Genomic DNA, 19,939 nt, shown 5'->3' with positions numbered 1-19,939 from the left:
CTGTGTGCTATGGAACCGATCGTGGTGAGTGCGTGTCTGGCCGGGGTGCCGTGCCGGTACGACGGGCGGGCGAAGACCTCGCCGGACGTGGTGGAGCTGGTCGAGGCGGGGCGGGCGGTGGTGGTGTGCCCGGAGGGGGCCGGCGGGCTGCCGACCCCGCGCCCGCCGGCGGAGATCGTCGGCGGGGACGGCGCGGACGTGCTGGACGGCCGGGCCCGGGTGGTGGACGCGACGGGCGCGGACTGTACGGCGGAGTTCGTGGCCGGGGCCCGGGCGGCGCTGGCGGCGGCCGAGGCCGCGGGGGCGCGGCGGGCGGTGCTGATGGCGCGCAGCCCGTCCTGCGGCTGCGGGCGGGTGTACGACGGGACGTTCACCGGGGAGCTGCGTCCCGGGGACGGGGTGACGGCGGCGCTGCTGCGGCGGGCGGGCGTCGAGGTTGTCCGGTCCGCCGCCGAGCTGTGATCGAGTCGCGACCTTCCGGCGGGGTCCGCTCGGGGCGTTCCTTCGTCCAATGGGGAGATCTCACAGCGGACTTGGGGAGGGCTTCGGAATGGGGAGACGGGCAGGGGCGGGGGCGCTGGCGGTAGCGACCGCGGGCGTGCTGCTGGTCGGGGCGTGCAGCGCCGACGGTGCGGGCCGGGCGGGGGAGGCGGCGAAGGCGGACGCCGTCGCCCCGGCGGCACCGGCGGCCGCGCCGAGCGCCGCCGGGACGGCGCCGGCGGCGGGGGCGAGCGCCCAGCCGGTCGCGGACAACCGGCTGATCGCGTACACCGCGCAGTTGACGCTGCGGACCGGGGATGTCGCCCAGGTGCTGGCGAAGGCCCGGGAGTTGACGGCGGCCGCGGGCGGCTACGTCGGCGCCGAGTCGGTCTCCGGCGCGGTGGAGGGCGGGCCGGGGAGCACGGCGGGGGGCGAGGCGGGCGGCCAGCTGACGCTGAGGATCCCCTCCGCCGCCTACCAGCAGACGCTGGACCAGCTGGCCGCGCTGGGCCAGGTGGTGTCCCGCAGGAGCCAGGCGGACGATCTGACCCAGCAGGTCGCGGACGTGGCGAGCCGGGTGCAGACCCAGCAGGCGAGCGTGGAGCGGGTGCGGGCGCTGATGGGGCAGGCGAAGTCGCTGGGCGAGGTGACCACGCTGGAGGCCGAGTTGAGCCGCCGGGAGGCCGACCTGGAGTCGCTGCAGAAGCAGCAGAAGGAGCTGGCCGGCAAGACCTCGCTCTCGACCGTCACGCTGGACGTGCGCCGTGCGGCCGCCTCGCCGACGCCCACCCCGGGACCGCCGAAGGGCGGCGGCGAGGGCTTCGGGGCGTCGGTCGGCTCCGCGCTGGGCGGCGGCTGGCACGTGCTGGTGGCGATCGTGCGCGCCCTGGCGGTGGGGCTCGCGGCGGTGGCGCCGTTCCTGCTGGTGCTGGGCGCCCCGGCGGCGCTGGTGTACCGGCTGTGGCGCCGGCGCCGCCCGGCGGCCGCGCTGCCCCCGGAGTCCGGGCCGCAGGAAGGTCCCGCGGAGGACTGAGCGACGACCGGGCGAGGACCGGAACACGGCGGGCCCCCTCCCGGTCGGGAGGGGGCCCGCCGCCGGGGTCAGCGGGCGCTGGCCTCGTGGACGAAGGCGACGAGGCGGGAGAGGGCGTCCGGGTCCATGGACGGCAGGACGCCGTGGCCGAGGTTGAAGATGTGGCCGCTGGTGCCGAGGGCCTGGGCGGCGTGCAGCACCTCGCGGGCCTTGGTCTCGACGACCTTGGTGGGGGCGAACAGCACGGCCGGGTCGAGGTTGCCCTGGAGGCCCTTGCCGGGGCCGACGCGCTCGGCCGCGACGTTCAGCGGCACCCGCCAGTCGACGCCGACGATGTCCGCGCCGGCCTGGCCCATCAGGCCGAGGAGCTCACCGGTGCCGACGCCGAAGTGGATCCGCGGCACGCCGTAGGAGGCGACGGCGTCGAAGACCTTGGTGCTGGACGGCATGACCGAGCGGCGGTAGTCGTCGGGGGCGAGCGAGCCGACCCAGGAGTCGAAGAGCTGGACGGCCGAGGCGCCGGCCTCGATCTGCACCTTCAGGAAGGTGGAGGTGATGTCGGCGAGCCGGTCGACCAGGGCGGCCCACAGCTCGGGCTGCCCGTACATCATGGCCTTGGTGCGCTCGTGGTTCTTGGACGGGCCGCCCTCGACCAGGTAGCTGGCCAGCGTGTAGGGGGCGCCGGCGAAGCCGATCAGCGGGGTCTCGCCGAGTTCGTCCACCAGCAGGCCGACGGCCTCGGTGATGTAGGGGACGTCGTCGGGCTCCAGCGGGCGCAGCCGCTTGAGGTCCTCGGCGGTGCGGATCGGGTCGGCGATGACCGGGCCGACGTTGGGCTTGATCTCGACGTCGATGCCGACGGCCTTGAGCGGCACCACGATGTCGCTGAAGAAGATCGCCGCGTCCACCTTGTGCCGGCGGACCGGCTGGAGAGTGATCTCCTTGACCAGCTCGGGCCGCATGCAGGACTCCAGCATGGGGATGCCCTCGCGGACCTTCAGGTACTCCGGCAGCGAGCGGCCGGCCTGGCGCATGAACCACACCGGGGTGTGCGGCACGGGCTCGTGCCGGCAGGCGCGCAGGAACGCGGAGTCGTGCGCGGCGCCGCGGCGCGCGGGGGTGGGCCTGCCGTCGGGGGTGGCCGCCGTGGTGTCTGCCGTAGTCTCGCTCACGGTCCAAATCTTCGCATGCGCCTCGGGGCGCTCCTCCCGGGCGGCCTCGTCGGTTCCTCCAAGATCTGGCCGGGTTTGCCGTTCCGGCACGCCGCTCGGACGGAAGTTGCGGCCTTAACCGCGGTTTTCGACCTAGTCTTCGGGTCATGGCAGCGGTCGGCGGGCACCCCGCGCAGGGTGGCGGAGCAGGTGGCGGAACAGGTCGGGAGGGGGCTCCGAGCGAGTTCCGGGCCGCCGTGGAGGCCCTCGACGGAGCACGTCTGCGGCCCGAGATCCAGCTCTCCCCCGCGCCGGCCCCGCGCCGGCTGGCCCCGCACGCGTTCGCGGTGACCGCCTCGGTGGAGGTGGACGGCGAGGAGCTGGCGGACGGCCGGCTGGTGCTGCTGTACGACCCGGCCGGGCAGGAGGCCTGGAACGGGGAGTTCCGGGTGGTGACGATGACCCGGGCGGAGCTGGAGCCGGAGATGGCCGGCGACCCGATGCTCTCGGAGGTCGGCTGGGCCTGGCTGCTGGACTCGCTGCAGGCGCACGGGGCCGGGTACGCGGAGCCGTCCGGCACGGTGAGCCACTGCGCCTCGCAGTACTTCGGCGGGCTGGCGGACCGCCCGTCCTCGACCGAGATCGAGATCCGGGCCTCCTGGACGCCGGCCGACGGCCGGTTCGAGCGGCACCTGGCGGCCTGGGGGGACCTGCTGTGCATCAGCGCCGGCCTGCCGCCGACCGCGCCGGCCCCGCAGGCGCCGGCCGATGTGCCGTCACTCGGTGGGGTGGTCCCGATGCCCGCGCGGCGGCGTCCTCGTTCGCACTGAGGAGTGGCGCCCCGGGCCGGGCGGCCCCGGCCGCCCCGATGCCACCCCCAGGACTGACGGAGTGTGACTTCGAACCCGCTCTGGGTCAATTAACCGGTTGAAACCGACCGATCAGCACCAGATCTGATCGATTTTGTGCGAATTCAGGACGGGTCGCATCACTCATATGCGCGATTTGTCCGTATTGTTACTCACTAGATCGTGATCTTTCGCTAAAGCCGGGCACGGTAGCTGCCGAAGCAGACTGTGACCCTTTCCGAACGCGGAACACTCCGACCGCCCCCTCGGGGTTCCGTCCGCCACTCCCCGCAGGAGGCCTGGTGTCGGTCCTTCTTGAGCACCCCGCAAACGTGGTCGCCTACCGGCCGACCAAGCCCACCGCCATGGTGGTCATCGCCGATCCCCGTGTCCGAAACACCGTCACCCGTCACCTGTGGGCGCTCGGCGTCCGGGACGTGATCGAGGTGTCCTCGATCGCCGAGGCCCGCCCCCGGGTCTCCACTCCGCGCGACATCTGTGTCGCCGACGTACACCTGCCGGACGGCTCCGGCCTGACCATCCTGGCCGAGACCCGCGCCGCGGGCTGGCCCAACGGCCTGGCCCTGTCCGCCGCCGACGACATCGGCGCCGTCCGCAGCGCGCTGGCCGGCGGCGTCAAGGGATACGTCGTCACGGGCACCCGCACCAACGTGGCGATGCCCGGCCGCCCGGGCCTGCCGCTCGGCGCCGCCGGGCTGGCCGGCCGGATGCGCCGCCCCGGCATGCCGGGCATGCCGGGCGCCGTGGGTGCGCCGGGCGCCCACGGACCCCATGGAGCCCCCGGCGCTCCGGGTGCGCCGGGCACGCAGCAGTCCGCCTACCGCGAGCTGTCGGGCCGTGAGGTCGAGGTGCTGCGGCTGGTCGCCGAAGGACAGTCGAACAAGGCGATCGGGGTGGCGATGGGCCTGTCCGCGCTGACCGTCAAGAGCCACCTCGCCCGGATCGCCCGCAAGCTGGGCACCGGCGACCGTGCCGGGATGGTCGCGGTCGCGCTGCGCACCGGCATCATCCACTGAGTCCTCGGACGGCCCCGCCACGGCGGTCGAGGAGGAACGTTTCCTCCTCGGCCGCCGTAGCCGTGCTCCTCGGCCACCGCCCGGGCCCCGTGGCATAGTCACGGACCCGGTCTGACCAGTCCGACAACACTCCCGGCCGCGAGGACCGTCGTACCCTTGGTGGGTGACCGACGCCGTAGCAGCCATCCCAGAAGAAGCAGCCCCGGTCCCGCTCCTCGAACCGAAGGAGGGGATCCCGCCCGTCGTGGCGGACGAGCAGGCGCTGGCCGCCACCGTCGCCGCCTTCGCCGGGGGCACCGGACCGGTCGCCGTCGATGCCGAGCGGGCCTCCGGCTACCGCTACGGGCAGCGCGCGTACCTCATTCAGCTGCGCCGTGCGGGCGCCGGCAGTGCGCTGATCGACCCGATCGCCTGCCCCGACCTCAGCGGCCTGGGCGATGCCCTCGCCGACACCGAATGGGTGGTGCACGCGGCCACCCAGGACCTGCCCTGCCTGGCCGAGGTCGGCATGAGACCCCGGCAGCTGTTCGACACCGAGCTGGCCGGGCGGATCGCCGGCTTCGCCCGGGTCGGCCTCGGGCCGATGACCGAGAGCGTGCTCGGGCTGAGCCTGGCCAAGGAGCACTCCGCGGTCGACTGGTCCACCCGCCCGCTGCCCGAGCCGTGGCTGCGCTACGCCGCTCTGGACGTCGAGGTGCTGGTCGAGCTGCGCGACGCACTCGAACAGGAGCTGGACGCCCAGGGCAAGCTCGGCTGGGCCCTGGAGGAGTTCGCGGCGATCGCCGCCGCACCGCGCCCGGCTCCGCGCACCGACCCGTGGCGCCGCACCTCGCAGCTGCACAAGGTCCGCCGGCGCCGCCAGCTGGCCGTGGTGCGCGAGCTGTGGCTGGCCCGGGACCGGCTGGCGCAGGAGCGCGACGTCTCGCCGGGCCGGGTGCTCTCGGACGCCGCGATCGTCAACGCCGCGCTGGCCATGCCGCTGAACATCGCCGCGCTGCAGGGCGTCCAGGGCTTCGGGCCGCGGGTGCACCGGCGCCAGTTGGAGCAGTGGCTGGCGGCCGTCCAGCGGGGCCGGGAGGTCCCGGAGAACCAGCTGCCGCCGGCCTCCGCGCCGCACGACGGCCCGCCGCCGCCGCGGGCCTGGGCCGAGAAGGACCCGGTGGCCGCCGCCCGGCTGTCCGGGGCGCGCGCCGCGGTCGCGGACCTCGCCGAGCGGCACAACCTGCCGGCCGAGAACCTGATCACCCCGGACCTGGTGCGCCGGGTCTCCTGGGAGCCGCCGGCCGATCCGGCCGCCGAGGGCGTGGCCGCCGCGCTGCGCCGGCTCGGCGCCCGGCAGTGGCAGGTCGACCTGGTGGCGCCGGTGGTGGCCACCGCGTTCGCCGAGGCCGCGGCCGCCCAGGACTGACCTGGAGCGTGTCCGGAGGGGGTGCCGTCCTTGTGACGGTGCCCCCTTCGGCGCATTCGGGGTCCGTCTTTCGAACTCCGCCGGTCGGACGTGTCGCGGGACACACGGGGTGAACCCTCCGTGAGGCCTGGGCAGGCTGGTTACCGACCGGTAGCATGACGGTGAAGCGGCGCCGCTCGGGTCTTCACCGGCGGCAGCCTGCCCACCTCAAATGTTGGTCCCTGGGAGGAGAGCCCCCGTGCCTCGTACCGTGAGGGACGTCGTCTTCGTCGATGGCGTCCGCACCCCGTTCGGCAAGGCCGGCCCGAAGGGCATCTACCACGAGACGCGCGCCGACGACCTGGTCGTCAAGTGCATCCGGGAGCTCGTGCGCCGTAACCCGAACCTGCCCGTCGAGCGCATCGACGAGGTCGCCATCGCGGCCACCACGCAGATCGGCGACCAGGGTCTGACCATCGGGCGCACCGCCGCCCTGCTGTCCGGCCTGCCCAAGTCCGTCCCCGGCTACTCGATCGACCGCATGTGCGCCGGTGCGCTCACGGCCGTGACCGCCACCGCCGGCGGCATCGCCTTCGGCGCGTACGACGTGGTCGTGGCCGGCGGCGTCGAGCACATGGGCCGCCACCCGATGGGCGAGGGCGTCGACCCGAACCCGCGCTTCGTCTCCGAGAAGCTGGTCGACGAGTCCGCCCTGTTCATGGGCATGACGGCGGAGAACCTGCACGACCGGTTCCCGCACCTGACCAAGGAGCGCTGCGACGCCTACGCCGTGCGCTCGCAGGAGAAGGCCGCCAAGGCGTACGCCAACGGCGACATCCAGCCCGACCTGGTGCCGATCTCGATCCGCAACACCAACCCCGAGGTCGGCGAGACCGGCTGGGGCCTGGCCACCGTGGACGAGCCGATGCGCCCGGGCACCACGATGGAGAGCCTGGCCGGCCTGAAGACCCCCTTCCGCCCGCACGGCAACATCACCGCGGGCAACTCGGCCGGCCTCAACGACGGCGCCACCGCCTCGCTGCTGGCCGCCGAGGACGTCGCCGAGGAGCTCGGCCTCCCGGTCAAGATGCGCCTGGTCTCCTACGCCTTCGCGGGCGTGGAGCCCGAGGTCATGGGCATCGGCCCGGTGCCGGCCACCGAGAAGGCGCTGGCCAAGGCCGGTCTGACCATCGACGACATCCAGGCCTTCGAGGTCAACGAGGCCTTCGCCGTCCAGGTGCTGTCCTTCCTCGACCACTACGGCATCGCGGACGACGACGAGCGGGTCAACCCGTACGGCGGCGCGATCGCCTTCGGCCACCCGCTGGCCTCCTCCGGCGTGCGCCTGATGAACCAGCTGGCCCGCCGCTTCGAGCAGCGCCCGGACGTCCGCTACGGCCTCACCACGATGTGCATCGGCTTCGGCATGGGCGGGACCGTCATCTGGGAGAACCCGCACTGGAGCGGATCGGAAAAGTCGTCCGAGCTCAAGGGTGGTAAGTGAACATGACGAGCACCACTGAGCTGCTGCAGCACGGCGCCGAGCTGTTCCCCGGCGAGGTCGTCACGACCGCGCACGTGCGCCACCTGGACCTGCCGCTGCAGGCCGGCAAGCTGGCCCTGATCACCCTGGACAACGGCTTCGACCACACCAAGCCGACCACCTTCGGCCCGGGCTCGCTGCTGAAGCTGTCCGCCGCGCTGGACCAGGTCGAGGCCGAGGCCGCCGAGGGCAAGGTCGTCGCCGTCGCCGTCACCGGCAAGCCGTTCATCTTCGCGGTCGGCGCCGACCTCAAGGGCGTCGAGCTGCTCCAGGAGCACGCGGACGCGCTGGCCATCGGCAAGGGCGGCCACGAGGTCTTCAAGCGGATCGCCGCGCTGCCCGTCCCCTCCTTCGCCTTCTACAACGGCGCGGCGATGGGCGGCGGCGTCGAGGTCGGCCTGCACGCCACCTACCGCACGGTCAGCGCGGGCGTCCCGGCGTTCTCGCTGCCGGAGGTCTTCCTGGGCCTCGTCCCCGGCTGGGGCGGCTGCACCCTGCTGCCGAACCTGATCGGCCCCTCGAAGGCGATCAAGGTCATCATCGAGAACTCGATGAACCAGAACAAGCAGCTCAAGGGCAAGGACGTGTTCGAGCTGGGGATCGCCGACGCGATCTTCGAGCCGGCCGACTTCCTGGAGCAGTCGCTGCTGTGGGCCGCCAAGGTCCTCAAGGGCGACGTCATCGTCGAGCGCGAGGAGATCGACCGCGGCAAGGCCTGGGACGACGCCGTCGCCTGGGGCCGCCTGGTCGCCGACGCCAAGGTGCACGGCGCCGCGCCGGCCGCCTACAAGGCGCTGGACATCATCCAGCAGGTCAAGGACTCCGACCTCCAGGCCGGCTTCGACGCCGAGGACGCGGCCCTGGCCGACCTCATCATGAGCGGCGAGCTGCGCAGCGGCATCTACGCCTTCAACCTGGTGCAGCGCCGGGCCAAGCGCCCGGTCGGCGCGCCGGACAAGTCGCTGGCCCGCCAGGTCAACAAGGTCGGCGTCGTCGGCGCCGGTCTGATGGCCTCGCAGCTGGCGCTGCTGTTCGCCCGCCGTCTGGAGGTGCCGGTGGTCCTCACCGACATCGACCAGGAGCGCGTCGACAAGGGCGTCGGCTACGTCCACGCCGAGATCGACAAGCTGCTCGGCAAGGGCCGGATCGGCCAGGACAAGGCCAACCGTCTCAAGGGCCTGGTCAGCGGCTCGCTCGACAAGGCCGCCGCCTTCGGCGACGCGGACTTCGTGATCGAGGCCGTGTTCGAGGAGATGGGCGTCAAGCAGACCGTCTTCGCGGACCTGGAGAACGTGGTCTCGCCGACCTGCGTGCTGGCGACCAACACCTCCTCGCTGTCGGTCACCGAGATGGCCTCGAAGCTGAAGCACCCCGAGCGGGTCGTCGGCTTCCACTTCTTCAACCCGGTCGCGATCCTGCCGCTGCTGGAGATCGTCCGCGGCGAGCAGACCGACGACGCCTCGCTGGCCACCGCCTTCGGCGTCTCGAAGAAGCTGAAGAAGACCTCGGTGCTGGTCAAGGACGCCCCGGCGTTCGTGGTGAACCGGATCCTGACCCGCTTCATGGGCGAGATCCAGACCATCATCGACGAGGGCACCCCGATCGCCACCGTCGAGAAGGGCGTCGAGCCGCTCGGCCTGCCGATGTCCCCGATCGTGCTGCTGGAGCTGGTCGGCCCGGCCATCGCGCTGCACGTCTCGGAGACCCTGCACGGCGCGTTCCCGGAGCGGTTCGCCGTCTCCGAGAACCTCGGCAAGGTGGTCAAGGCCGGCAAGCGCGGCTTCTACACCTGGGTGGACGGCAAGCAGGTCCTCGACCCCGAGGTGCTGGAGCTGCTGTCCTTCGGCGACACCGTGCTGACCGAGGAGCAGGTCCTGAACCGCTCCCTGGAGGCCGTGGCCCAGGAGATCGGCCTGATGCTGGAGGAGGGTGTCGTCGCCGAGGCGCAGGACATCGACCTCTGCATGATCACCGGCGCCGGCTGGCCCTTCCACCTGGGCGGGATCACCCCGTACCTGGACCGTGAGGGCGTCTCGGAGCGGGTGAACGGCAAGCGCTTCCTCGCCCCCGGCGTGGCCTCGGTGCCCGCGTAACGCGCAGCGCCACCGCACGCCGGAGCCCCGGTGACCTGGACGGTCACCGGGGCTCCGGCGTGTGCGGGGGCGGTCAGCTCTTCTTGAGGCGGTAGACCACGGTGTCGGCGAAGACGCCGACCATCTCGTAGTGGGTGTCCAGCAGGTTCTCGATCCGCGGGACCAGCACCGGCTGGTACGGGGCGATGCCGGAGTCGTCCACCACGACCTCGGGCAGGTTGTCGGCGAGCTCCTTGTCGAAGGTCTGCCAGGCGTTGCTGACGCTGAACTGCTCGCCCACGTTGGCGTTGCCGTCCTTGCCGCCGCTGTAGTTGGTCAGGAAGCCGGCGGTCAGGTAGCGGGTGGCGGGCTTGCGGTCGGCCAGCCAGTACAGCTCGGGGTGCATGCCCCAGACCAGGACGGTGTCCTTGGGGGTGGTCTGGGCGGCGACCGCGGTGGCGACCTCGGTGGTGCGGTTGAGCCGCTCCCCCGGCCAGGCCAGGGCCAGCGCCCAGAAGACCGTCGAGGCGACCGTGGTGTACACCAGGACGGGCTTCCAGCGGACCGCCGAGGTGGCCACCGCCCCGGTGCCCAGCAGCACCAGCGGGGGGATCAGCTGGAGGTAGTAGTGGCCGAAGAAGTGGAAGCCCACGCTGACCGCGACGACCGAGGAGGCCAGCCAGACCCACAGGTCCCCGGTGGAGCCGTGCTCCTCCCCGGCGACGGGCAGCGGCCGGTGGCGGTGCTTGAGCCAGAGCCGGCGCCCGACCGGGAGCAGGAAGCCCAGCCCGGCCGCGACCAGGATGGCCGAGTTGCCGAGCGCGCGGCCGATCATCTGGAGCCAGGCGCCGCCGAAGGAGGCGTAGTCCCCGCTGCCGGTGACCACCCAGAACAGGAAGCCCTTGGGCTTGGTCAGGATGACCGCGACCAGCGCTATCGGCAGGATGAAGCCGAAGCCGATCTTGAACAGGGCGGGCGGCCAGCGCACCCCGCGCCGGCGGGCGTCCTGGAACAGCATCCAGAGCACCGGCAGCAGCACCGCGCCGCCGGTCTGCTTGGTCAGCGAGCAGAGCGCCACCGCGATGCCCGCGGCCAGCCAGCGGCGGCGCTCGGCGTACCGGAACGCGGCCACCATGGCGGGCAGCATGAAGACCTCGAAGGTCGCCGCCTGGGTGTCCTCCGGGGAGAGCCCGATGGAGACCAGCAGGTAGAGCAGCCCCGCGCCGGCCCCGGCCCGGTTGCCCCAGCGGCCGCGGGCGATGGACGCCAGCAGGATCGCGGTGACCAGGTGGGCGCCCACCGCCAGGGTGCGCAGCGGCCACAGCGAGGCGGAGCCGAAGATCGTGAAGCAGGCCTGGTAGAGCCAGGGGAGCAACGGCGGCTTGCGGTCCACCACGGTGTCGTACAGCACTCCGCCGTCGGCCAGCATCCGGGCCTGGGTGGCCAGGAACCCCTCGTCGGGGCTCCAGACGGGCCGGGCGAAGGACGGGATGTGGGTGAGCAGTGCGACCAGTGCGAGCACCGGCACCAGCCTCGTCCAGTACCCGGTCTGCACGTGGGTACGGACGCGCTCGGGCAGGCGCTCGGCCAGTCCGGCGAAGCGGAAGCGGGTGGGGGTGGGCACGGATGACAACCTACCGGGCGGGATCGGCGCGGGCGGCGCCGGTCCCGCCTTTCGGTGCGATTGTCAGCTTGTTTCGTGACGAACTGTTACGAAGTTACGACGAACAGTCGTCGGTGGAACGCGTTCCGGGCCCGTTCTCAGGCCTCGACCCGAGCCCCGTCCAGGCTGGCGACCAGGGCCGTCACCTTTCGGGCGATGTCCGGGGCGTTCAGGCCGATCTCGGCCAGGATCTCGTTCCGGCTCGCGTGGTCCAGGAACTCCTGCGGAATCCCGAAGTCGCGCACCGGCAGATCCACGTCCGCGTCGCGCAGCGCCTGCGCCACCGCGGCACCGACACCGCCCACCCGGCCGTTGTCCTCGATCGTGACGACCACCCGGTGCTCGGCCGCCAGGCCCGGCAGGGCGGCGTCCACCGGCTTGACCCAGCGCGGGTCCACCACGGTGGCGGTGATGCCCTGGGCGGCCAGCAGGTCCGCGACCTCCAGGCTGGTGGCGGCCATCGCGCCGACCGAGACGACCAGCACGTCCGCGCGGTGCGTGCCGCCCGGCTCCTCGGCGGCGCGCAGCACGTCCATGCCGCCGATCCGGCCGACCGCCGGGACGGCCGGGCCGACGGTGCCCTTGGAGTAGCGGACCACGGTCGGGGCGTCCTTGACCTCGACGGCCTCGCGCAGCTGGGCGCGGACCTGGTCGGCGTCGCGCGGGGCGGCCAGCCGCAGGGTCGGGACGATCTGCAGCATCGACATGTCCCACATGCCGTTGTGCGAGGCGCCGTCGTCGCCGGTGACGCCGGCCCGGTCGAGCACGAAGGTGACGCCCAGCTTGTGCAGGGCGACGTCCATCAGGACCTGGTCGAAGGCCCGGTTCAGGAAGGTCGCGTAGACCGCGAAGACCGGGTGCAGGCCGTTGGTGGCCAGGCCGGCGGCGCTGGTGACGGCGTGCTGCTCGGCGATGCCGACGTCGAAGATGCGGTCCGGGAAGGCCTCGGCGAAGGGCGCGAGGCCGACCGGGTGGAGCATGGCGGCGGTGATGCCGACGATGTCGTCCCGCTCGTGGCCGAGCGCGACCATCTCCTCGGCGAAGACCGAGGTCCAGCTCCGGCCGCCGGCGTTCTTGATCGGCAGGCCGGTCTCCGGGTGGATCTTGCCGACCGCGTGGAAGCGGTCCTCGTCGTTGTTCTCCGCGGCGTGGTAGCCGCGGCCCTTCTCGGTGAGGCAGTGCACGATCACCGGGCCGCCGAAGCCGCGCGCCTTGGTCAGCGCGGACTCCAGGGCGGTCAGGTCGTGGCCGTCGATCGGGCCGATGTACTTCAGGCCGAGGTCCTCGAACATGCCCTGCGGGGCGATGAAGTCCTTGAGGCCCTTCTTGGCGCCGTGCAGCGTCTCGAACAGCTGCTGGCCGACCACCGGGGTGCGCTGCAGCGCGTCCTTGCCCCAGGAGAGGAAGCGCTCGTAGCCCTGGGTGGTGCGCAGGGTGGCGAGGTGGTTGGCCAGGCCGCCGATGGTCGGCGAGTAGGAGCGCTCGTTGTCGTTGACGACGATGACCAGCGGGCGGTCCTTCGCGTCGGCGATGTTGTTGAGCGCCTCCCAGGCCATGCCGCCGGTGAGCGCGCCGTCGCCGATGACCGCGACGACCGGGTCCGGCTTGCCGAGGATCTTGTTGGCCTTGGCCAGGCCGTCGGCGTAGGAGAGCACGGTGGAGGCGTGCGAGTTCTCGATCACGTCGTGCTCGGACTCGGCGCGGGACGGGTAGCCGGACAGGCCGCCCTTCATCCGCAGCATCGAGAAGTCCTGGCGGCCGGTGAGCAGCTTGTGGACGTAGCTCTGGTGGCCGGTGTCGAAGAGGATGCGGTCGCGCGGCGAGTCGAAGACCCGGTGCAGCGCGATGGTGAGCTCCACCACGCCGAGGTTGGGGCCGAGGTGGCCGCCCGTCTTGGCGACCTCGGTCACCAGGAAGGTCCGGATCTCCTGGGCCAGTGCGGCCAGCTGTCCCGGCGTGAGCCGGTCGAGATCACGCGGTCCCCGAATGCGGGTCAGCAGGGCCACCCGTTCCTCCTCGTTCAGTGTTCGCGGACCGCGGGCGGTCCGACGGGCGTCGCTGCCCGGTCTGGCGGCGGGCCGGCGGTCGCGGCCGGTGCCGACCGGTCGAGTCTAATGTCCGCTTGCCGGACGCCGAGCGGCGCGCCCGGTGCCACCGACCCGTTACCGCCATTCCCGGAGGTCGGCCCGGGGGTCGCGCGTCACCCTGGATTGACGAACGGGTGTTCGGGAACGACCCGGGCCGCGGCGGCTCAGCCGCGCCCCAGCGCCCCGGACTCCCCCATCTCGCTCATCACCAGGGCCAGCGCGCCGAGCACCTCGGCCCGGCCGCCCAGCGTGCCGGGGACCACCGAGAGCTGGCGGGCGGCGCTCGGGATGGCGTAGCGGGCCACCGAGTCGCGGATCGGGGAGAGCACCAGCTCACCGGCCTCGGCGAGGTCGCCGCCGAGGATCACCCGGCGCGGGTTGAGCAGGTTGCACAGGGTGGCGACGCCGGTGCCGATCTGCCGGCCGGCGTCGGCGATCACCCGGCGGCAGCCGAGGTCACCCTGATGGGCCAGCTCGACCACCCGGGAAAGATCGAGGTCCGGACCGAGGGTCGGGGTCAGCAGGGAGAGCAGGTAGCGGGAGCCCACGAAGGTCTCCAGGCAGCCGCGGTTGCCGCAGCGGCAGACCGGCCCGGCCTCGTCCAGGGTGATGTGCCCGATCTCACCGGCGGTGCCGCCCGGCCCCCGGTAGATCTGGCCGTTGACCACCAGTCCGGCGCCGACCCCGCTGGCGACCTTGATGTACGCGAGGTCGCTCAGCCCCCGCCCGGCCCCCCAGACCAGTTCGCCGAGCGCGCCCAGGTTGGCGTCGTTGTCCACGTGCACCGGCATGCCGAGCCGCTCGGCCAGCTCCCGGCCCGGGGCGATGCCCGTCCAGCCGGGCAGGATCGCGGTGGAGCCCAGCGCGCCGGTCTCCACGTCGATCGGGCCGGGCACGCCGAGACCGACGCCGATCACCTTCTCCGGGCGGAACCCGGCCTGCCGGAGCAGCCGTTCCACCATCGCCTCGGCCCGGTCGAAGCCCTGCGCGGCGGAGACGTCCACGTCGATCGGGGCGCTCTCCTCGGCGAGCACCCGGTGCGCGAGGTTGCCGACCGCGACCCGCAGGTGGGTGTGGCCGAAGTCGATGCCCACCACGATGCCCGCGTCCCCGCTGAGCGAGACGCTGCGCGCCCGCCGACCGCCGGAGGAGGTGTCGGCGACCACGACGGTGCCGCTCTCCTTCAACTCCCGCACGATGTTGGAGACGGTGGCCGCGGACAGGCCGGTGCCGCGGGCGATCTCGGCCTGGGTCAGCGAACCGGCCGTCCGCACCGCGCGCAGCACCCGCTCCAGGTTCGCCCGGTGCAAGGACGACTGCGAGCCCGGTGTGTCCGTCGACATGATCCACCCTCCCAGGGCGGGGACCCCTCCGCCGGGACGTCCCCTTCAACTCCTGAAGGGTAGGGCCTGTGCCGCGGATCGGCGCTGATCGGGCCTGGGCGGTACGACGGGGGCCGGCGGTGGCGGGCCCGGAAGCGGCGGGGGAACGGACGGAAACGGGCCGACGGAGTCCTGGGTTCGACCGAAAATCACCCGCCACTAGCATGGTGCCCTATCTCACGCGTCCCCCCGGACCGCGGTGCGGTATCGGCAGGGGGACGCTTCCAGGAATGACGGGGAATCAGATGGCAGGGGATCACCCTACGCCGGGGGCAGGCGCAGTGCCGGGCAGCGGCCCGCAGGACAATCGGGGCGTCTCGTTCGGGCGCCCGCCCGGTGGCGTGGATCCGGCCGCCGTGGCGGACCAGGTGACACAGCTCGACGGCGCGGCGATCCCGGGCCCGGCCTCGCCCGCCGGGCCGCCGCCGGCCCAGCCGCCGGCTCCGCCCGCGCAGCCGCCCGTGCAGCCGCCCGCCGCCGGTGCCGGCTACCAGCCGTACGCGCCCACCGCGCCCGCCTTCCCCGGCCAGGCTCCGCCGCCGCCGGCCGGTGCGCCGGTCGGCCCGTACGACCCGATGCCCGGTGGCGCCTACGGCGCGCCGGACGGCGGGCAGGCCTACGGCGCCGGCTACGGATACCCGCAGCAGCAGCCCGGGTACTACCCGGGTGCGCCGATGCCCCCCGCGCCCAAGCAGCGCAACCCCGTGATGCTGTGGGGCGGGATCATCGGCGGCGTCCTGGCGATCGCCATCGTCGCCGGGCTGGTCGTGCTCCTCAAGGGCAACGACCCCGACCCCACGCCGAACGCCGGCTCCGGCGGCACCACCACGTCCGGTGGCACCACGTCCGGAGGCACCGTCACCAACGCCCCGACCGCCGACAGCACGAGCGGCAGCACCACCGGTGGCAACACCGGCGGGGCCGGCTACACCATCGCCTGGAACGCCGCCAAGGCCGCCAACGCGGACAGCGGCTCGCAGCTGCTCGGCATCTGGGGCGGCGACAAGGTCGCGGTGCGCGCCGACAGCACCGGCATCCGGGCGTTCAACACCTCCGACGGCAAGGAGGCCTGGAACATCCCGGTCCCGGCCGGCAGCAAGGAGGTGTGCACCGCCTCCTACTCGGCCAACTCGAAGAACATCGCCGCCGTCTCCTTCAACACCGGTGACAGCGACTGCTCCACCATCGGCGCCGTCGACGTCGGCCAGGGCAAGCTGCTCTGGAGCGTCAAGGTCTCCACCGACCGGATGTCCTCGCCGACGCTCAGCGTCACCGACAAGGTGGTCGCCATCGGCGGCAACGTGGTCGGCGGCCTGAACATCGACAACGGCTCGGCGGCCTGGCAGTTCCAGCCGCGCGACAAGAACTGCAGCCTCTACGGCCGCGCGGCCGGCAGCCAGATCGCGGTCAGCGACCGCTGCTACGGCAACTCCGGCCCGAAGTCGCAGCTGGTCATCGTGGACGCCGACAGCGGCAAGGCCGCCAGCACGCCGATCCCCCTCACCGGCAGCATCGAGCGGATCGACAAGGTCGTCCAGGACCAGCCGCTGGTGCTGCTGATGAGCAGCGGCCCCAACGGCGACTACATCCTGCCGTTCGACCAGGGCAACAAGCCCGGCAACCAGATGTCGGTCAAGGAGCCCGGCGCGGACAGCCTGCGGCTGTCCGGCCAGTCCGACGCCTACAGCCAGAACGTGGTCAGCGGCACCACCCTGTACGCCCAGATCACCGGCGCCAAGTCGGCCGTCAACGCGTACGACCTGACCACCGGCAAGCGGATCTGGTCCGCCGCCAGCGCCACGTCCAACCAGGACATCCGGCTGGTGTCCGGCACCGACAAGGACGGCAAGGTCCGCGCCATCGTCAGCCAGGGCTACAACAAGCCCGCCCGGCTGGTGACGCTCTCGCCGGCCGACGGCTCGATGACCGACCTCGGCACCATGGCCATGCCCAACGGCCTGGACATCGGGATGAGCATGTCCGAGTACGTCCTCTCCAACGACGGCAGCGCCGTGTACGCCTTCCGCCGCGGCAGCTCCGACGCGCCGCTGACCAAGTGGAAGAAGTGACACCGAGGGGCTGAGCACTCCTCGAACACGGGCCCTCGGGGCTCGTCCTGGCGGGGCGGGAACGGGCGATCTGTCCGGGCCCGCCCCGCCTGCGATTATTCCGGGAGCCCGTCCGTTGGGTCATGGGAGGATTCGCCCCATCAGCCTGACGAAGGAGTGCAGCGAGTGCCCGGCACCAACCTGACCCGCGAGGAGGCCCGCACCCGGGCCGACCTCCTCCACGTGGACGCGTACGACATCGAGCTCGACCTGAGTTCGGCCCGCGAAGGAGGCACCTTCCGGTCCACCACCGTGGTCCGGTTCACGGCCACGACCCCCGGCGCGGACACGTTCATCGACCTCGTCGCGCCGAGCGTCGAGGAGATCACCCTCAACGGCGCGCCGCTCGACCCGGAGAGCTTCGCCGACAGCCGGATCCCGCTGCCGAACCTGGCCGCCGAGAACGAGCTGCGCGTCGTCGCCAACTGCGCCTACACCAACACCGGTGAGGGCCTGCACCGGTTCGTCGACCCGGTCGACGGCGAGACCTACCTGTACACCCAGTTCGAGGTGCCGGACGCCCGCCGCGTCTTCGCCTCCTTCGAACAGCCCGACCTGAAGGCCGCGTTCGCGTTCACCGTGACCGCCCCCACCGGCTGGGTCGTGGTCTCCAACTCGCCCACCCCGACCCCGGTCGGCGAGGGCGCCTCGCAGGTCTGGACGTTCGAGCCCACCGGCCGGATCTCCAGCTACATCACCGCGCTCGTCGCCGGCCCGTACGTCGGGGTCTTCGACACCTACGAGAACGGCGACCAGAAGGTGCCGCTGGGCGTCTACTGCCGCCCCTCGCTGCGCGAGTTCCTGGACGCCGAGGACATCTTCGCCGTCACCAAGCAGGGCTTCGACTACTTCCAGGAGAAGTTCGACTTCCCCTACCCGTTCGCCAAGTACGACCAGCTGTTCGTCCCGGAGTTCAACGCCGGCGCGATGGAGAACGCGGGCGCCGTCACCCTGCGCGACCAGTACGTGTTCCGCTCCAAGGTCACCGACGCCGCCTACGAGGCCCGCGCGGCGACGATCCTGCACGAGCTCGCCCACATGTGGTTCGGCGACCTCGTCACCATGGAGTGGTGGAACGACCTCTGGCTCAACGAGTCCTTCGCCACCTTCGCCGAGGCCGTCTGCCAGGCCGAGGCCCCCGGCTCCAAGTGGCCGCACTCCTGGACCACGTTCGCCAACCAGATGAAGACCTGGGCCTACCGGCAGGACCAGCTGCCCTCCACCCACCCGATCATGGCGGACATCAACGACCTGGAGGACGTCCAGGTCAACTTCGACGGCATCACCTACGCCAAGGGCGCCTCGGTGCTCAAGCAGCTGGTGGCGTACGTCGGCCAGGACGCCTTCTTCCAGGGCGTGCAGGCCTACTTCAAGCGCCACGCCTGGGGCAACACCCGGCTCACCGACCTGCTCGGGGCCCTGGAGGAGGCCAGCGGCCGCGACCTGCGGACCTGGTCCCAGGCCTGGCTGGAGACCGCCGGCATCAACGTGCTGCGGCCCGCCATCACGCTGAACACCGACGGCGAGATCGAGTCCTTCGCCGTCCTCCAGGAGGCCCCCGCGCTGCCCGCCGGCGCCAAGGGCGAGGCCGTGCTGCGCCCGCACCGCATCGCCATCGGCCTGTACGAGCTCGCCGACGGCGCACTGGTGCGCACCGACCGGATCGAGCTCGACGTCGACGGCCCGCGCACCGAGGTGCCCGAGCTCGTCGGCCGGCACCGCCCGGCCGTCGTGCTGCTCAACGACGACGACCTCTCGTACGCCAAGATCCGGCTCGACGAGGACTCGATGGCCGTCGTCACCGAGCACCTCGGCGGCTTCACCGAGTCGCTGCCGCGCGCCCTGTGCTGGGCCTCCGCCTGGGACATGACCCGCGACGGCGAACTCGCCGCCCGCGACTACCTGGCGCTCGCCCTCTCCGGCATCGGGCGGGAGAGCGACATCGGCGTCGTGCAGTCCGTGCAGCGCCAGGTGCGGCTCGCCCTCGACGCCTACACCGACCCCGACTGGCGCGAGCAGGGCCTCGCCCAGTGGGCCGCCGCCGCCGAGGAGCACCTGCGCGCCGCCGAGCCCGGCAGCGACCACCAGCTCTCCTGGGCCCGCACCCTCGCCTCCGTCGCCCGCACCGACGGGCAGCTCGGCCTGCTCGCCGGCCTGCTCGACGGCACCGCCGAGATCAAGGGCCTCGCCGTCGACACCGAGCTGCGCTGGACCCTGCTCACCCGGCTCTGCGCCACCGGGCGCGCCGACGAGGCCGCCGTGACGGCCGAGCTGGCCCGCGACAACACCGCGGCCGGCCAGGAGCACGCCGCCACCTGCCGCGCCGCCCGGCCCACCGCCGAGGCCAAGGCCGAGGCCTGGACCGCCGTCGTCGAGTCGGACACCCTGACCAACTACGTCCAGGAAGCGACCATCGCGGGCTTCCAGCAGTCCGACCAGCGGGAGCTGCTCGCGCCGTACGCGGCCAAGTACTTCGCCGCCGTCAAGGAGGTGTGGGAGACCCGCAGCCACGAGATCTCGCAGCAGATCATCGGCGGGCTGTACCCGGCGCTGCAGGTCACGCAGGCCACCGTGGACGCGACCGACGCGTGGCTGGCCGAGGCCGAGCCGGCCCCGGCGCTGCGGCGCCAGGTCGTCGAGGCCCGGGCCGGGATCGAGCGCGCGCTCAAGGCCCAGGCGGTCGACCGGGCGGCGGGTGCCGGGCGCTGACCTGCCTGACCTGCCTGACCTGCTGAGGCGCCTGTCAGGACCCCGACCGGGGTCCTGACAGGCTCCGTCGGGCGCCGTCAAGGTGCTGGAACGCCTGAAGGGGCACCGGAGATCTCCGGTGCCCCTTCGGGGTCGTGCAGGTCCTGGTGGACGCGGTGGTTACTTCTTCTTGCCCTTGCCCTTGCCGTACGGCAGGCCCGCGAGGGCGGCGATGATCACGAAGGCGGCGATCGGGATCAGCACGTACAGGCCGATCGTCTGGCCGACGCTCAGGCCAGGACCCGGGTCGTCGCCGTCGTCCCTGGTGAGGGCCATGGCGGGCGACGACAGCAGCATCATCAGCGTGACCGTTGCGGAGACCGCGCCGGCTCGCAAAGCGTTCCTCTTGTCCACGTTTCCAACTTACCCGCCGCTTATGACCCCCCGCGCGTCGGGGTCG

The 19,939-nt window shown here is 72.6% G+C and carries 14 protein-coding genes; 9 read left to right on the top strand and 5 right to left on the bottom strand.

Annotation, left to right across the window (positions count from 1 at the left end; genetic code table 11):
• Positions 1 to 9: 9 nt before the first annotated feature.
• Together ACFVTF_RS23650 and ACFVTF_RS23645 are read left to right on the top strand one after the other, a co-directional pair.
• Complete coding sequence (locus tag ACFVTF_RS23650) at positions 10 to 462, top strand: DUF523 domain-containing protein (RefSeq protein ID WP_387816271.1); 453 nt, start codon at positions 10 to 12, stop codon at positions 460 to 462.
• Positions 463 to 550: 88 nt separating this feature from the next.
• Positions 551 to 1,513, top strand: a complete 963-nt coding sequence (locus ACFVTF_RS23645; RefSeq protein WP_387816269.1) for a DUF4349 domain-containing protein — start codon at positions 551 to 553, stop codon at positions 1,511 to 1,513.
• Positions 1,514 to 1,581: 68 nt separating this feature from the next.
• Here ACFVTF_RS23645 and hemE read toward each other — a convergent pair whose 3' ends face one another.
• Entirely contained in the window at positions 1,582 to 2,685 is a 1,104-nt protein-coding gene (hemE, locus tag ACFVTF_RS23640; RefSeq protein WP_371519217.1) for a uroporphyrinogen decarboxylase, read from the bottom strand.
• A gap of 146 nt (positions 2,686 to 2,831) precedes the next feature.
• On the opposite strand from hemE, the gene ACFVTF_RS23635 reads away from it, so the two are divergent.
• The 5 genes from ACFVTF_RS23635 (at position 2,832) to ACFVTF_RS23615 (ending at position 9,572) form a co-directional block, all read left to right on the top strand.
• Complete coding sequence (locus tag ACFVTF_RS23635) at positions 2,832 to 3,494, top strand: DUF3000 domain-containing protein (RefSeq protein ID WP_387816267.1); 663 nt, start codon at positions 2,832 to 2,834, stop codon at positions 3,492 to 3,494.
• 320 nt (positions 3,495 to 3,814) lie between these two features.
• The gene (locus ACFVTF_RS23630; RefSeq protein WP_371519216.1) at positions 3,815 to 4,549 is read left to right on the top strand and encodes a LuxR C-terminal-related transcriptional regulator; all 735 of its coding nucleotides are present in this window, start codon (positions 3,815 to 3,817) and stop codon (positions 4,547 to 4,549) included.
• A 163-nt stretch (positions 4,550 to 4,712) separates the two neighbouring features.
• Positions 4,713 to 5,957: a ribonuclease D gene (locus ACFVTF_RS23625; protein ID WP_371519214.1), complete on the top strand. Its 1,245-nt coding sequence runs from the start codon at positions 4,713 to 4,715 to the stop codon at positions 5,955 to 5,957.
• A 238-nt stretch (positions 5,958 to 6,195) separates the two neighbouring features.
• Positions 6,196 to 7,440, top strand: coding sequence for a thiolase family protein (locus tag ACFVTF_RS23620; RefSeq protein ID WP_387816265.1), 1,245 nt, complete (start codon positions 6,196 to 6,198; stop codon positions 7,438 to 7,440).
• Positions 7,441 to 7,442: 2 nt separating this feature from the next.
• Entirely contained in the window at positions 7,443 to 9,572 is a 2,130-nt protein-coding gene (locus ACFVTF_RS23615; protein ID WP_387816263.1) for a 3-hydroxyacyl-CoA dehydrogenase NAD-binding domain-containing protein, read from the top strand.
• Between the two features lie 73 nt (positions 9,573 to 9,645).
• On the opposite strand, the gene ACFVTF_RS23610 is transcribed toward ACFVTF_RS23615, so the two are convergent.
• The 3 genes from ACFVTF_RS23610 to ACFVTF_RS23600 form a co-directional block, all read right to left on the bottom strand.
• Positions 9,646 to 11,175 carry an ArnT family glycosyltransferase gene (locus tag ACFVTF_RS23610; protein WP_371519210.1) on the bottom strand — a complete coding sequence of 510 codons (1,530 nt, stop codon included), beginning with the start codon at positions 11,173 to 11,175 and terminating at the stop codon, positions 9,646 to 9,648.
• A 137-nt stretch (positions 11,176 to 11,312) separates the two neighbouring features.
• A complete protein-coding gene (gene dxs, locus ACFVTF_RS23605; RefSeq protein ID WP_387816261.1) occupies positions 11,313 to 13,220 on the bottom strand; it encodes a 1-deoxy-D-xylulose-5-phosphate synthase in 1,908 nt (635 codons plus the stop codon).
• 245 nt (positions 13,221 to 13,465) lie between these two features.
• Positions 13,466 to 14,644: an ROK family protein gene (locus ACFVTF_RS23600; protein WP_387816259.1), complete on the bottom strand. Its 1,179-nt coding sequence runs from the start codon at positions 14,642 to 14,644 to the stop codon at positions 13,466 to 13,468.
• A 407-nt stretch (positions 14,645 to 15,051) separates the two neighbouring features.
• On the opposite strand from ACFVTF_RS23600, the gene ACFVTF_RS23595 reads away from it, so the two are divergent.
• Together ACFVTF_RS23595 and pepN are read left to right on the top strand one after the other, a co-directional pair.
• Entirely contained in the window at positions 15,052 to 16,752 is a 1,701-nt protein-coding gene (locus tag ACFVTF_RS23595; protein ID WP_387816257.1) for a PQQ-binding-like beta-propeller repeat protein, read from the top strand.
• A 165-nt stretch (positions 16,753 to 16,917) separates the two neighbouring features.
• The gene (gene pepN / locus ACFVTF_RS23590; RefSeq protein WP_387816255.1) at positions 16,918 to 19,500 is read left to right on the top strand and encodes an aminopeptidase N; all 2,583 of its coding nucleotides are present in this window, start codon (positions 16,918 to 16,920) and stop codon (positions 19,498 to 19,500) included.
• A gap of 159 nt (positions 19,501 to 19,659) precedes the next feature.
• Here the strand turns inward: pepN and ACFVTF_RS23585 are convergent, their stop codons facing one another.
• Positions 19,660 to 19,893 carry a hypothetical protein gene (locus ACFVTF_RS23585; RefSeq protein WP_079135908.1) on the bottom strand — a complete coding sequence of 78 codons (234 nt, stop codon included), beginning with the start codon at positions 19,891 to 19,893 and terminating at the stop codon, positions 19,660 to 19,662.
• Positions 19,894 to 19,939 lie beyond the last annotated feature (46 nt).

The sequence above is a fragment of the Kitasatospora sp. NPDC057940 genome, from assembly GCF_042887425.1.
In the GTDB taxonomy this organism is placed as follows: domain Bacteria; phylum Actinomycetota; class Actinomycetes; order Streptomycetales; family Streptomycetaceae; genus Kitasatospora.
This window is presented reverse-complemented; position numbering and strand designations above follow the sequence as displayed.

Bases quoted from the DNA above. Each gene is read 5' to 3' on its own strand.
- ACFVTF_RS23650 (WP_387816271.1), top strand. From the start codon at position 10: ATGGAACCGATCGTGGTGAGTGCGTGTCTGGCCGGGGTGCCGTGCCGG.
- ACFVTF_RS23645 (WP_387816269.1), top strand. From the start codon at position 551: ATGGGGAGACGGGCAGGGGCGGGGGCGCTGGCGGTAGCGACCGCGGGC.
- ACFVTF_RS23635 (WP_387816267.1), top strand. From the start codon at position 2,832: ATGGCAGCGGTCGGCGGGCACCCCGCGCAGGGTGGCGGAGCAGGTGGC.
- ACFVTF_RS23615 (WP_387816263.1), top strand. From the start codon at position 7,443: ATGACGAGCACCACTGAGCTGCTGCAGCACGGCGCCGAGCTGTTCCCC.
- ACFVTF_RS23600 (WP_387816259.1), bottom strand. From the start codon at position 14,644: ATGTCGACGGACACACCGGGCTCGCAGTCGTCCTTGCACCGGGCGAAC.